Here is a 14010-nt window from a genome sequence, read left to right on the forward strand (position 1 = left end):
ACTTATCAGGAGTAAGTCATGGCCTTTTCTCAAGCGGTCAGCGGTCTGAACGCTGCAGCGACCAACCTCGATGTCATTGGTAATAACATCGCCAACTCCGCCACTTATGGTTTTAAATCCGGTACGGCCTCATTTGCGGATATGTTTGCCGGCTCTAAAGTGGGTCTGGGTGTTAAAGTTGCGGGTATAACCCAGGACTTTACCGATGGCACTACGACTAATACCGGACGTGGTCTGGATGTTGCCATCAGCCAAAACGGTTTCTTCCGCATGGTCGACAGCAACGGTTCAGTGTTTTACAGCCGTAACGGCCAGTTCAAGCTCGATGAAAACCGCAATATCGTCAACATGCAGGGGTTGCAATTGACAGGTTATCCGGCCACCGGGACACCGCCAACGGTTCAACAGGGCGCTAACCCGGCACCGATCACCATCCCGAATACCCTGATGGCGGCAAAAGCCACGACCACTGCGTCAATGCAGATCAACCTGAACTCAACTGACAAGGTCCCGTCAAAAGCACCATTCAACCCGAGTGATGCGGATTCGTACAACAAAAAAGGCACCGTTACCGTTTTCGATAGCCAGGGTAATGCCCATGACATGAATATTTTTTATGTCAAAACTACGGATAACAAATGGGATGTCTATACCCAGGATGCCAGCGTTGCCGGGTCAGTCGCCACTAAAAATGCTGTGATGAATTTTAGTGCTAACGGCACGCTGGCCTCAGTGAATAACTATGTTGAAGAACCAGTAGACCCGCTAGATCCAACTGGACCTAAACACCTGGTTGAAGGTCCTGCTAACGCTCAACCGCAGATTCAGATCACTACCGGTGCCATCAATGGTGCGGTTCCGGCTGGTTTCTCTCTCAGCTTCCTGAACTCCATGCAGCAAAACACGGGCGCCAACAACATCGTTGCCACCAACCAGAATGGTTACAAACCGGGCGATCTGGTGAGCTATCAGATTAACAACGACGGTACCGTGGTGGGTAACTACTCCAACGAACAGAAACAGGTTCTGGGGCAGATCGTGCTGGCTAACTTTGCCAATAATGAAGGTCTGGCTTCTCAGGGCGATAACGTCTGGGCCGCGACACAGTCCTCTGGCGTGGCACTGCTCGGTACTGCAGGTACTGGTAACTTCGGCAAACTGACTAACGGTGCGCTGGAATCATCAAACGTAGATTTGAGTAAAGAACTGGTGAACATGATCGTCGCGCAGCGCAACTATCAGTCGAATGCGCAGACTATCAAAACCCAGGATCAGATCCTCAACACGCTGGTCAACCTGCGCTAAGCGCCTGACGGGATGGCTTAATGGATCACGCAATATATACCGCCATGGGCGCAGCCAGTCAGACGCTAAATCAGCAGGCGGTGACGGCCAGCAACCTGGCAAATGCCTCCACGCCGGGTTTCCGTGCGCAGCTTAACGCGCTGCGTGCGGTACCTGTTGAAGGACTCTCTTTGCCAACGCGTACGCTGGTGGTGGCTTCAACGCCGGGGGCCGATATGACGCCTGGCCAGATGGACTACACCTCTCGTCCACTGGACGTGGCGTTGCAACAGGATGGCTGGCTGGCGGTGCAGACCGCTGACGGTAGCGAAGGGTATACCCGCAATGGCGCAATTCAGGTGAGCCCGACCGGTGAACTGACGATTCAGGGACATCCGGTGATTGGCGAAGCCGGGCCAATAGCGGTTCCGGAAGGGTCGGAAGTGACCATCGCTGCTGATGGGACGATTTCCGCACTCAACCCAGGCGATCCGGCGAATACGGTAGCACCAGTGGGGCGTTTGAAGCTGGTGAAGGCAACAGGGAGTGAAGTGCAACGTGGTGATGACGGTATGTTTCGTCTGAGCGCGGCTGCACAGGCGACCCGTGGACCGACGTTGCAGGCTGACCCAAGCATCCGCGTAATGTCGGGTGTGCTGGAAGGCAGTAACGTCAAACCGGTTGCCGCGATGAGCGACATGATCGCCAGCGCTCGCCGCTTCGAAATGCAGATGAAGATTATCAGTAGCGTGGATGATAACGCGGGTCGTGCCAACCAACTGCTGTCGATGAGTTAATACAGGACATTTTATGATCAGTTCATTATGGATCGCCAAAACCGGCCTGGATGCGCAGCAAACCAACATGGATGTGATTGCCAACAACCTGGCAAACGTCAGTACCAATGGTTTTAAACGTCAACGTGCGGTGTTTGAAGATCTGCTGTACCAGACGATTCGTCAACCTGGCGCGCAGTCTTCGGAACAGACCGTACTGCCTTCAGGCCTGCAAATCGGTACCGGTGTGCGTCCGGTTGCGACTGAGCGTTTACACAGCCAGGGCAACCTGTCACAGACCAACAACAGCAAAGACGTTGCTATTAAAGGTCAGGGATTTTTCCAGGTCATGCTGCCGGATGGTACCTCAGCTTATACCCGTGATGGTTCTTTCCAGGTAGATCAGAATGGTCAGCTGGTGACTGCGGGTGGTTTTCAGGTTCAGCCTGCTATCACCATCCCTGCAAACTCGCTGAGCATTACCATTGGGCGAGACGGCATCGTCAGCGTTACGCAGCAGGGGCAAGCTGCACCTGTTCAGGTAGGACAGCTCAACCTGACCACTTTTATGAACGATACCGGTCTGGAAAGCATTGGTGAGAATCTGTACACCGAAACGCAATCCTCCGGCGCGCCGAATGAGAGTACGCCGGGGCTTAACGGCGCGGGGCTACTTTATCAGGGCTATGTTGAAACCTCTAACGTGAATGTGGCGGAAGAGCTGGTGAATATGATCCAGGTTCAGCGCGCTTATGAAATCAACAGTAAAGCGGTATCTACCACCGATCAGATGCTGCAGAAACTGACGCAACTCTAAAGTGTTGTCCGGCGGGGCGGGTGTCTCGCCGGCACACTGATTTTGAAGATGAAGGCAATGCGAAAATACGCGCTTCACCCTTACCCGATTTTAGCCCTGTTGGTGGTTTCGCTGACAGGATGCGCCTGGATCCCGGCCACTCCGCTCGTGCAGGGCGCGACGTCTGCCCAACCGATCCCTGGCCCGACGCCGGTCGCGAACGGCTCTATATTCCAGTCGGCACAGCCGATTAACTATGGCTATCAACCGCTATTTGAAGACCGCCGTCCACGTAATATTGGCGATACACTGACCATCGTATTGCAGGAAAATGTCAGCGCGAGCAAAAGCTCTTCCGCTAACGCCAGCCGTGATGGCAAGACTAACTTCGGCTTTGACACGGTGCCACGTTATCTGCAGGGATTGTTTGGCAACGAGCGTGCCGACGTGGAAGCTTCTGGCGGCAATACCTTCAATGGTAAAGGTGGCGCGAACGCCAGTAACACCTTTAGCGGCACATTGACGGTGACCGTTGACCAGGTTCTGGTGAATGGCAATTTACACGTTGTGGGTGAAAAACAGATCGCCATCAATCAGGGCACTGAATTTATCCGTTTCTCCGGGGTCGTTAACCCGCGCACCATCAGTGGCAGCAACTCCGTTCCGTCAACTCAGGTTGCGGATGCGCGTATTGAATATGTCGGTAACGGCTATATCAACGAAGCGCAGAATATGGGCTGGTTGCAGCGTTTCTTCCTTAATTTGTCGCCGATGTAAGCGGGGTATCCAGTGATTAAAGCTCTTGTTGGAATGGTACTGGTGCTGTCAGCCACGTTTGCTCATGCCGATCGTATACGTGATCTGACCAGCGTTCAGGGTGTACGTGAAAACTCACTGATTGGCTATGGGTTGGTGGTGGGGCTGGACGGTACGGGTGACCAGACAACTCAGACGCCATTCACCACGCAAACGCTCAATAACATGCTCTCCCAATTGGGGATCACCGTTCCGACCGGAACTAACATGCAATTGAAAAACGTGGCGGCGGTGATGGTTACGGCATCATTCCCGGCATTTGGACGTCAGGGACAAACCATTGATGTAGTGGTCTCTTCAATGGGTAACGCCAAAAGCCTGCGCGGTGGCACGCTGCTGATGACCCCTTTGAAAGGAGTCGATAGTCAGGTCTATGCGCTGGCGCAGGGGAATATTCTGGTTGGTGGCGCGGGGGCTTCAGCAGGAGGCAGTAGCGTACAGGTTAACCAGCTTAATGGTGGGCGTATTACCAACGGGGCCATCATTGAACGTGAATTGCCCAGCCAGTTTGGTGGCGGCAACACCATTAATCTGCAGCTCAATAATGAAGATTTCACTATGGCGCAACAGATTACCGACACCATCAACCGCTCTCGTGGTTTTGGTAGCGCCACCGCGCTGGATGCGCGGACGATTCAGGTGCGTGTGCCCAGCGGTAATAGTTCACAGGTACGCTTCCTGGCCGACATTCAGAATATTGAGGTAAACGTTACGCCGCAGGATGCGAAAGTGATTATTAACTCGCGTACGGGGTCCGTGGTGATGAACCGCGAAGTCACGCTGGACAGCTGTGCTGTTGCGCAGGGTAATCTGTCGATTACAGTTAATCGCCAGGCTAACGTCAGCCAGCCAGATACGCCGTTTGGCGGTGGCCAAACCGTGGTGACGCCGCAAACCCAGATTGATCTGCGCCAGAGCAGTGGTTCGTTGCAAAGTGTGCGTTCCAGCGCCAATCTGAACAACGTTGTACGCGCGCTTAATGCCCTCGGCGCAACGCCAATGGATCTGATGTCCATTCTGCAGTCAATGCAGAGCGCAGGTTGCCTGCGTGCCAAACTGGAAATCATCTGATGATTGGCGATAGCAAACTGCTCACCAGTGCTGCCTGGGATGCACAGTCGCTGAACGAACTGAAAGCGAAAGCGGGCCAGGATCCGGCGGCGAATATCCGTCCGGTTGCTCGCCAGGTGGAAGGGATGTTCGTGCAGATGATGCTGAAAAGTATGCGTGAGGCGCTGCCGAAAGACGGTGTGTTTAGCAGCGACTCCACGCGTTTGTACACCAGCATGTATGACCAGCAAATTGCCCAGCAGATGACTGCAGGTAAAGGACTGGGGCTGGCGGAAATGATGGTTAAGCAAATGACAGAGGGTCAGGCGCAGCCTGCTGATGATGCGCCGCAGGTGCCAATGAAGTTCTCACTGGAAACGGTGACCAGCTATCAAAATCAGGCACTGACCCAACTGGTCCGTAAAGCGATCCCCAGAACGACAGAAAGCAACGATGAGCCGCTGTCGGGCGACAGCAAAGACTTCCTGGCCCAGCTTTCGCTGCCGGCAAAACTGGCAAGTCAGCAGAGCGGTGTACCCCATCATCTGATTCTGGCGCAGGCCGCGCTGGAATCCGGATGGGGACAGCGACAAATTCGTCGTGAGAACGGTGAGCCAAGCTTTAACATTTTTGGTGTGAAGGCCTCGGGAAGCTGGAAAGGACCGACAACCGAAATCACCACTACCGAATATGAAAACGGCGAGGCGAAAAAGGTGAAAGCCAGATTCCGCGTCTATAGCTCTTATCTTGAGGCGTTGTCGGATTATGTCGGGTTAATCTCGCGTAATCCGCGCTACGCGGCGGTGACCGTTGCCGCAACCGCAGAGCAGGGGGCACAGGCGCTGCAGAACGCAGGTTACGCCACCGACCCTAATTATGCGCGTAAATTAACCAGTATGATCCAGCAGTTGAAATCAATGAGTGAGAAAGTGAGTAAAACCTACAGTACGAATCTCGACAATCTCTTTTAAATAGCTCAAGTCTACAAAACCGCTGCCGATAATAACGAGTATTGAAGGATTACAAGGAACCTCCATGTCCAGCTTGATCAATAACGCCATGAGTGGACTCAGCGCAGCGCAGGCCGCGTTGAACACGACCAGTAATAACATCAACAGCTATAACGTCGCCGGTTACACTCGGCAAACGACAATTATGGCGCAATTGAACAGCACGCTGGGGGCGGGGGGCTGGGTTGGCAATGGTGTTTATGTTTCTGGCGTGCAGCGTGAGTATGATTCATTCATCACTAATCAGTTACGTGCAGCGCAGAATCAGAGTAGCGGTCTGACGACACGTTATGAACAAATGTCGAAAATTGACAATCTGCTTTCCAGTAAAACCAGCTCAATTTCGACTTCAATGCAGGGTTTTTTCACCAGCCTGCAAACACTGGTCAGTAACGCAGAAGATCCGGCGGCACGCCAGGCGCTGATTGGCAAAGCCGATGGTTTAGTCAATCAGTTTAAAACGACTGACCAGTACCTGCGCGATCAGGATAAACAGGTAAATATCGCTATCAACGCCAGCGTTGACCAGATCAATAACTATTCGAAGCAAATCGCCAGTCTCAACGATCAAATCTCCCGTTTGACCGGCGTTGGCGCAGGTGCATCACCTAACGACCTGCTTGATCAGCGTGATCAGCTCGTGAGCGAGTTGAACAAGATTGTGGGTGTGGAAGTCAGCGTTCAGGACGGTGGCACTTACAACGTGAACATGGCGAATGGTTATTCGCTGGTGCAGGGTAGCAATGCCCGTCAGCTCGCGGCGGTACCTTCCAGCGCCGATCCTTCCCGTACCACTGTGGCGTATGTTGACAGCGTTGCCGGAAATATTGAAATTCCAGAGAAACTATTGAATACCGGTTCGCTGGGTGGACTGATGACGTTTCGCTCTGAGGAGCTGGACCAGACGCGTAATACCCTGGGCCAACTGGCACTCGCCTTTGCAGATGCGTTTAATACGCAGCACAAAGAGGGATTTGATGCCAACGGTGATGCGGGCAAAGATTTCTTTGCCATCGGCAGCCCGTCTACATTCAGTAATGCCAAAAATACCGGTACAGGCTCGTTAACGGCAAAAATTACTGACAGCTCCGCTGTTCAGGCTACTGATTATAAAATCGTTTTTGATGGTACAGACTGGCAGGTCACCCGTCTGGCAGACAATACCAGCTTTAAAGCTACTGTTACCGGCGGGAAAATGTCCTTTGACGGGATGGAGATAACGGTAGGTGCTGGCGCGAAAGCGAACGATAGCTTTACTCTGAAACCTGTGAGCAATGCCATCGTTGATATGAAAGTTATGGTGACCGATGAGTCGAAAATCGCCATGGCCGAAGTCTCCAAAAATGACCTGGATCCAGATAAGGACAAGGGAAAAAGCGATAACCGCAACGGTCAGAAACTGTTGGATCTGCAAACTAAATCCACCGTTGGGAATAAAACCTTTAACGACGCGTACGCTACGCTGGTGAGCGATGTTGGCAACAAAACTGCCACGCTTAAAACCAGCAGCACCACACAGAACAATGTGGTTACGCAGCTCTCTAATCAGCAGCAGTCTATTTCCGGGGTTAACCTCGACGAAGAGTACGGTAACTTGCAGCGCTTTCAGCAGTATTATCTGGCTAACGCCCAGGTCCTGCAAACTGCGAACTCACTCTTTGATGCACTTCTGAATATTCGCTAAGGGAGAGGGATTCAATGCGTATCAGTACCCAGATGATGTACCAGCAGAACATGCGTGGCATCACTAACTCTCAGGCCGAATGGATGAAGTTCGGCGAGCAGATGTCGACAGGCAAACGCGTAATTAATCCGTCTGACGATCCAATTGCTGCGTCACAGGCTATCGTGTTGTCTCAGGCACAAGCGCAGAACAGCCAGTATACGCTGGCGCGTACTTTCGCGACGCAGAAAGTATCGCTGGAAGAGAACGTGTTAAGCCGGGCTACGACGGCGATTACTGCTGCGCAGGAAAAAATTGTTAACGCCGGGAATGGCACATTAAGTGACGATAACCGGGCATCACTCGCCAAAGATTTGCAGGGGCTTCGCGATCAGCTGATGAACCTGGCAAACAGCACAGATGGCAATGGTCGCTATATTTTCGGTGGATACAAAACGGAAGCAGCACCATTTACTCAGACTAACGGCACCTATACTGGTGGAACGGAAAACATCACTCAACAGGTCGATGCTTCCCGAACGATGGTAATTGGTCACACTGGGGACAAAATATTTAACTCTGTGACTAGTAACGCTGTTCCGGAGCCTGATGGAAGCAAGCCGGAAACGAATTTATTCGTCATGCTGGATACGGCTATCGCCGCGTTGAACACGCCGATAGAAGGCGATGATGTAGCCAAAGCAAAGGCTGCTGAAGCGATTGATAAAACCAACCGTGGCCTGAAAAACTCGCTCAATAACGTCCTGTCCGTTCGCGCAGAATTAGGTACCCAACTCAGTGAACTGAGTTCACTGGATTCGCTGGGAGCAGATCGTGCATTAGGGCAAACCCAGCAGATGAGTAATCTGGTAGATGTTGACTGGAATGCGGCAATCTCTTCCTATGTAATGCAGCAGGCGGCATTACAGGCTTCTTACAAAGCGTTTACTGATATGCAGGGCATGTCGCTGTTCCAGATAAATCGGTAACAACCATTTTTGAAACATATCATGAAACTGGATATGTTTGTCTGCCCGCTCCATTCACACCCCGGAGCGGGCATTTTTTTAGGCTGTTTCTGTCCGACTAACCGGCGCTTTACCAGTCATTCTTATCACCAGCGCAATAGTGCTACTGAGGGTCGCTAGCCCCACCACGCCTTGCCAGTTCGCCAGCGCGTAGACTTGACTTCCGAGAACTGAGCCCAGCGCCATACCGATAAACACTATAGTAAAGAGCAGAGCATTCAGGCGACCCCGGGCCTGTGGTTCCAGGCTATAAACCAGATTCTGATGGGCCACCAGACTTGACTGTAATCCGAGATCAAAGCCTACCGCAGCAAAGGCAATCAGCAACCACTGACCTGGCACAGGTAAGACAGGTAAAAAGAACATAAGCGCAAAAGATAACATAACTAACAAAGCACCAAGTTGAGTGACTTTTTCGGCGCCGACTTTATCTGCGAGGTGACCGGCCACTGGTGCTGCAAGCGCACCAGCGGCGCCAGCGACGCCAAAAGCCCCTGCTACTGCACTGCCCATTTGGTAATGTTCGGATAACATGACCGCCAGTGTCGACCAGAAAGCGCTGAAGGCTATCGACAGGAAACCTTGTGCCAGCGCAGCACGGCGCAGTGCGGGGTAACGTTGCCAGAGCTGTGCCATTGAAAGCATTAATGATGGATAGTTCAGTGTGGAATGCACCGTAAAGCGGGGCAGCATTCTCCACATGATTGCGGTAATTACTGCAATACTGACGGCTGAAAGTTGATACATTTCTCTCCAGCCAAATGCCTCGCCCACCAGGCCACTGACGGTACGCGAAAGCAGAATACCCAACAGAAGACCGGTCATAACGGTACCCACTGTTTTGCCCTGTTTTCCTTCAGACGCAAGGATAGCCGCGGCGGGAACAATATCCTGGGCCATTGTGGCTGCCATCCCCATCAGCAGACTGATCGGTAGCAGCGAATGAAGCTGTCCGGCAAAGCTGCATGCCAAAAGAAGTACGGCCAGAGAGACACTTTTCAGCAGGATTAATGTCCGCCGGTCATAGCGATCGCCCAGTGGTAATAAAAATAGAATGCCGAGTGCATATCCCGCCTGGGTCAGCGTCGGAATCAGTCCCATCCCGGTGATACTCAAGGCCAGATCCTGGCCCATCAATGGCAATAGAGGCTGGGCATAGTAGATAGCAGCAACGCTGAACCCAGCGCCCAATGCCATAACAAAAATGATCCAACGGGAGAGTGCGGTATGTGTGTTCACGAATGATTCCTCAATCACAAGATGTACGGCTATTTTTATCTTTCAGTGGGTGGTTCGGTAGCGAGTGTGGTGGTAAAACAGTTATACGTTTGGCGTATGGTGACTGCGGGAATGATTAAAACAGAACGTATAGACAGGGTTGAGCTGATGCGGACGTTTGTACGTATCGTTGAAGCGGGATCGCTCTCTTCGGCGGCAAAACAGATGGGTACAACCCAGGCAACTATAAGCCGGAGGCTGCAGTCTCTTGAAACATTGCTGGGCGTTAAACTGATTTTACGCACCACTCATGCGATGAAATTAACTGATGACGGTGAGCGTGGATATCATCACGCCAGGCATATTATTGATGCCTGGCTGGCGCTGGAAGATGGTCTCAATGTTAAGGAAGACGACCCGGTAGGTACGCTTCGGGTACGGGCACCACATGCGTTCGGCCAGCAGCAGCTCCTTGAGCCGCTATTACAGTTTCTTTCACGCTACCCGCAGCTCTCGGTGGAGTGGATGCTCAATGACAAAACGGTTGATTTTCTCAGCGATAATATAGATTGCGCCATCAGAGTCGGGGCCGAGGTCGATCCGGCAACGGTCTCGGTATTACTGGCTGAAGTTCCCCGTAGCATGGTGATCAGTCCGAAACTGCTGATGCAGTATCACGAGATTACGCATCCTGAGCAGTTATCATCGCTGCCCTGGATCGCGCTAAGCACATTTTATCAACGTAGTGTGTCGTTACTTCACCAACAGAACAATGAACCCTTTACGGTAAATATTTCTCCCAGGTTAAGCACGGACAGTATTTATGTTGCAAGAAATGCAGCCCTTGCAGGGCTGGGAGTGGCGATTGTTTCAAGTTGGATGGTAGAAGAGGATATTGTTCATGGGCGCCTGGTAGAGCTGTTACCAGACTGGCATGCAGCGCCACTGCCGGTTCATTTGGTATACCCCTGGGCGCGCTATTATCCTACCCGATTGCGTAAATTTTTGGCGCTGATGAAGGATGTAATGCCACGACTGGCGGGAATGAAGCGCGTAGACGAGATATAAAAAAGCCGACCCGAAGGTCGGCTTTTGTGACGATTATGTCTTACTCAACAGGCTGTGGGCGCGTTGCTGGCGCTGTGGCCTGATGTGTGGCGCTATGCCCGCCTGCTGCACCTTTACCATCAAAGGCGAAAGTAGGGCGCTGCCAGTCGCTTTGACGCGGCGCTTCCGGCACATATTCCGGCGCAGGTGCGCGGGTCATTGGTGCGGTTGCATGGCTGTGGGCCGCCAGGATTTCCACAGTAGCAGGAGCGCTTGCTTTAGTGGTTTCTTCAGCCACCACGACGGGGGCAATAACGTCAACGTCATCTTTTGGTGCTTGAGCAACCGGTGTTTCATCAACAGTCTCTTCAACCACTTCTGGCTGGGAGACCGCGACTTCAACAGGCTCTTCGACAACTGGCGTTTCAGCCACTTCAGCGACTTCTGTAACAGGTTCGGCTTCTGAAGCAATTTTTTCAGCAACAGGTTCGTCGGATTCAGCGATGATCTGCGGTTGTTCCTCGACCGGCGCAGCAATAACTTCAGGATGCGTAGTTTCAACAACGGTAGCCTGAGGTTCAGCAACAATGGCTTCAGTCACAACCGGTGCTTCCGCTACTGCTTCAACCACAGGTTCAGCTACGGTTTCAACGACAGCAGCAATGGCTTGCTGTTCAGCGACAACCGGTTGGACAGGTGTAACTTCCTGCTCGCGCTGCTCTTCAACATGCATATCCTGAGGACGCGCGACAGGGTAGCTGATCCACACTTTACCGGACGCTAATTCCGGAGAAGCACATGCAACAGTTAACGGCATCGGTGACTGAACCGGATAACGCTCGTCACGATAACGACGGCGACGTTGTCCGCTTACACGCAGATGGCGAGGAGAACGGCGGGAACGACGCGGCATACCGTTGGAATCGCGTGCTTCGCTGTTGTCTTCCTGCTCCGGTGCAACGACAGCTGGCAAATCAACTTTCGCCAGTTCGGTACGTTGGGCTGGTACAACTGGCGCAACCTGCTGAACAACTGGGGCTTCAGCAGCTATCGCTGCGGCAACCACTTCAGCTTCGACCGGCGCACTATCAGTGAAACGGACTTTCTGGTTTAACTGACGCTGTTTACGGCGGGTCTGAGGCTGGCGTACACGCTCTTCCTGTTCCGTATCCTGTGCCGGTTGTTCAGCCAGATTCAGTTCTTTAACTTCCTGCTGTGCCTGACGTTTATCATCGTTACGACGGCGATTGCGTTCACGGCGCGGAGCCTGCTGCTCGTCACCTGATTTCGCTTTGTCAGCGGCATCGTTAGACTGCTGGCGGTTATCACGTGTTTCAGCATTTTGCTGCTGCGCCTGGCGACGGTTACGGCGATTTTCATCGCGGTTCTCGCTGCTTTCAGCGCGCTCATTGCGGTTATCACGATCGCCACGGTTATCGCGATTATCACGGCGATCGTTACGGTCGCGACGATTGTTTTGACGTGGTTTGCGACGATCCTGCTGGCGTTCGGATTTCTCTTCAGCTTTCGGAGCTGGTTGCTCAACAGGTTTCACTTCGTCATTGCCACCGAAGATAGACTTCAGCGCGCCGAGGAAACGGCTAAACAAACCAGGCTGTGCGGCTTCAGTTGCGGTTGCCGTGGCTTTTGGTGCGGTAGCCGCTTTAACGGCCGGCTCCTGCAGAGCAGGCGCAGGCGGAACATCTGGCATTGCGAAGGTCGCAAGTGCCGGTTGTTCAGGCTGTTTACGCTCGACATATTCTTCTTCTGTCGGCAATGCCATCGCTTCTTCGTGCAGTTTCGGCAGCAGGTAACTCAGGGTTGGAGTCTCTTCCCCTTTACGCACGCGCAGTACGGAATAGTGCGGGGTTTCCATCTGATCGTTTGGCACGATCACACAGCGCACGCCGTTCTGGCGGGTTTCAATGGCATTGACCGCAGTACGTTTTTCGTTGAGCAGGTAAGACGCAATTGGCACAGGAACAATTGCGTGAACTTCCTGAGTATTCTCTTTCAGCGCTTCTTCTTCAATCAGACGCAAAATAGAGAGTGACAGCGATTCGTTATCACGCACGGTGCCAGTGCCGCTACAGCGCGGGCATACGTGATGACTGGATTCACCCAGTGACGGACTCAGACGCTGGCGAGACATCTCCAGCAGGCCGAAACGGGAAATATGGCTGATCTGAATACGAGCTCTATCCTGACGTACGGCTTCACGCAGACGGTTTTCTACCGCACGCTGGTGACGAACCGGAGTCATATCGATGAAGTCGATGACGATCAGACCGCCCAGGTCGCGCAGACGTAACTGACGAGCAATCTCATCGGCGGCTTCGAGGTTGGTGTTAAATGCGGTCTCTTCGATATCGCCACCGCGTGTTGCGCGTGCGGAGTTGATGTCGATGGCGGTCAGTGCTTCGGTGCTATCAATAACGATAGAACCACCGGAAGGCAGGCGGACTTCACGCTGGAATGCAGATTCAATCTGAGACTCGATTTGATAATGGCTGAACAGCGGAATTTCACCGGTGTAGAGCTTAATCTTGCTGCTGAAATCCGGACGACCTAACGCAGCGATATGCTGACGTGCCATCTCCATCACTTTCGGGTTATCGATGAGAATTTCACCAATATCCTGACGTAAATAGTCGCGGAATGCGCGAACAATTACGTTGCTTTCCTGGTGGATCAGGAACGGAGCAGGGCGGCTTTCAGCTGCTTTTTGAATCGCTTCCCAGTGTTTCAGGCGGAAACTCAGGTCCCACTGCAGCGCTTCGGCGGATTTGCCGACGCCTGCGGTACGCACGATAAGCCCCATACCATCAGGTAGTTCCAGGCTTGCCAGCGCTTCTTTTAATTCGGTACGGTCATCGCCTTCAATGCGACGAGAGATACCACCCGCGCGTGGGTTATTCGGCATCAGAACCAGATAGCTGCCAGCCAGACTGATAAAAGTGGTCAGCGCAGCACCTTTATTGCCGCGTTCTTCTTTATCAATCTGAACAATTACTTCCTGGCCTTCGCGCAACACATCTTTAATGTTTGGACGACCATGGGAGTTGTAGTTTGCGGGAAAGTATTCGCGGGCAATTTCTTTTAACGGGAGGAAACCGTGACGTTCAGCGCCGTAATCAACAAAAGCAGCTTCCAGGCTCGGTTCAATACGGGTAATTTTGCCTTTATAGATGTTTGCTTTTTTCTGCTCGTGTCCAGGACTTTCGATATCCAGATCGTACAGACGCTGCCCATCTACAAGGGCGACACGCAACTCTTCCTGCTGAGTTGCGTTAATTAACATTCTTTTCATCGTAACTTACTC

General features: G+C 52.6%; 11 protein-coding genes. 9 read left to right on the top strand and 2 right to left on the bottom strand.

The features are described from left to right. Positions 1-18 precede the first annotated feature (18 nt). The 8 genes from flgE to flgL all read left to right on the top strand — a co-directional run bounded on the left by flgE (position 19) and on the right by flgL (position 8384). Positions 19-1305, top strand: a complete 1287-nt coding sequence (gene flgE / locus LG384_RS08750; RefSeq protein WP_045441659.1) for a flagellar hook protein FlgE — start codon at positions 19-21, stop codon at positions 1303-1305. A 20-nt stretch (positions 1306-1325) separates the two neighbouring features. After that, the gene (locus LG384_RS08755; protein ID WP_048211227.1) at positions 1326-2081 is read left to right on the top strand and encodes a flagellar basal body rod protein FlgF; all 756 of its coding nucleotides are present in this window, start codon (positions 1326-1328) and stop codon (positions 2079-2081) included. A gap of 13 nt (positions 2082-2094) precedes the next feature. After that, positions 2095-2877, top strand: a complete 783-nt coding sequence (gene flgG, locus LG384_RS08760) for a flagellar basal-body rod protein FlgG (protein WP_045441663.1) — start codon at positions 2095-2097, stop codon at positions 2875-2877. A 57-nt stretch (positions 2878-2934) separates the two neighbouring features. Then, on the top strand, positions 2935-3633 hold the full coding sequence (gene flgH / locus LG384_RS08765; RefSeq protein WP_032939885.1) for a flagellar basal body L-ring protein FlgH: 699 nt from the start codon (positions 2935-2937) through the stop codon (positions 3631-3633). Positions 3634-3666: 33 nt separating this feature from the next. Next, positions 3667-4743, top strand: a complete 1077-nt coding sequence (locus LG384_RS08770; protein ID WP_233617170.1) for a flagellar basal body P-ring protein FlgI — start codon at positions 3667-3669, stop codon at positions 4741-4743. Next, positions 4743-5693 (top strand): flagellar assembly peptidoglycan hydrolase FlgJ, encoded by a 951-nt coding sequence (gene flgJ / locus LG384_RS08775; protein WP_045441680.1) that lies wholly within the window; start codon positions 4743-4745, stop codon positions 5691-5693. The genes LG384_RS08770 and flgJ overlap by 1 nt, the downstream gene beginning before the upstream one ends. Before the next feature lie 64 nt (positions 5694-5757). Then, positions 5758-7416: a flagellar hook-associated protein FlgK gene (gene flgK, locus LG384_RS08780; RefSeq protein ID WP_225760759.1), complete on the top strand. Its 1659-nt coding sequence runs from the start codon at positions 5758-5760 to the stop codon at positions 7414-7416. 14 nt (positions 7417-7430) lie between these two features. Further along, entirely contained in the window at positions 7431-8384 is a 954-nt protein-coding gene (flgL, locus tag LG384_RS08785; RefSeq protein WP_045441687.1) for a flagellar hook-associated protein FlgL, read from the top strand. Positions 8385-8462: 78 nt separating this feature from the next. Here the strand turns inward: flgL and LG384_RS08790 are convergent, their stop codons facing one another. Then, positions 8463-9662, bottom strand: coding sequence for an MFS transporter (locus LG384_RS08790; RefSeq protein ID WP_225760760.1), 1200 nt, complete (start codon positions 9660-9662; stop codon positions 8463-8465). Between the two features lie 21 nt (positions 9663-9683). Here LG384_RS08790 and LG384_RS08795 point away from each other — a divergent pair, with 21 nt between their 5' ends. Then, positions 9684-10709 carry a LysR family transcriptional regulator gene (locus LG384_RS08795; RefSeq protein ID WP_045441694.1) on the top strand — a complete coding sequence of 342 codons (1026 nt, stop codon included), beginning with the start codon at positions 9684-9686 and terminating at the stop codon, positions 10707-10709. A 40-nt stretch (positions 10710-10749) separates the two neighbouring features. Here LG384_RS08795 and rne read toward each other — a convergent pair whose 3' ends face one another. After that, entirely contained in the window at positions 10750-13998 is a 3249-nt protein-coding gene (gene rne, locus LG384_RS08800) for a ribonuclease E (RefSeq protein ID WP_225760761.1), read from the bottom strand. Positions 13999-14010 lie beyond the last annotated feature (12 nt).

The sequence above is a fragment of the Citrobacter sp. Marseille-Q3906 genome (assembly GCF_916618775.1).
GTDB classification, from domain to species: Bacteria; Pseudomonadota; Gammaproteobacteria; order Enterobacterales; family Enterobacteriaceae; genus Citrobacter; species Citrobacter murliniae.

Bases quoted from the DNA above. Each gene is read 5' to 3' on its own strand.
- flgE (WP_045441659.1), top strand. From the start codon at position 19: ATGGCCTTTTCTCAAGCGGTCAGCGGTCTGAACGCTGCAGCGACCAAC.
- LG384_RS08755 (WP_048211227.1), top strand. From the start codon at position 1,326: ATGGATCACGCAATATATACCGCCATGGGCGCAGCCAGTCAGACGCTA.
- flgG (WP_045441663.1), top strand. From the start codon at position 2,095: ATGATCAGTTCATTATGGATCGCCAAAACCGGCCTGGATGCGCAGCAA.
- flgH (WP_032939885.1), top strand. From the start codon at position 2,935: ATGCGAAAATACGCGCTTCACCCTTACCCGATTTTAGCCCTGTTGGTG.
- LG384_RS08770 (WP_233617170.1), top strand. From the start codon at position 3,667: ATGGTACTGGTGCTGTCAGCCACGTTTGCTCATGCCGATCGTATACGT.
- flgJ (WP_045441680.1), top strand. From the start codon at position 4,743: ATGATTGGCGATAGCAAACTGCTCACCAGTGCTGCCTGGGATGCACAG.
- flgK (WP_225760759.1), top strand. From the start codon at position 5,758: ATGTCCAGCTTGATCAATAACGCCATGAGTGGACTCAGCGCAGCGCAG.
- flgL (WP_045441687.1), top strand. From the start codon at position 7,431: ATGCGTATCAGTACCCAGATGATGTACCAGCAGAACATGCGTGGCATC.
- LG384_RS08795 (WP_045441694.1), top strand. From the start codon at position 9,684: ATGTACGGCTATTTTTATCTTTCAGTGGGTGGTTCGGTAGCGAGTGTG.
- rne (WP_225760761.1), bottom strand. From the start codon at position 13,998: ATGAAAAGAATGTTAATTAACGCAACTCAGCAGGAAGAGTTGCGTGTC.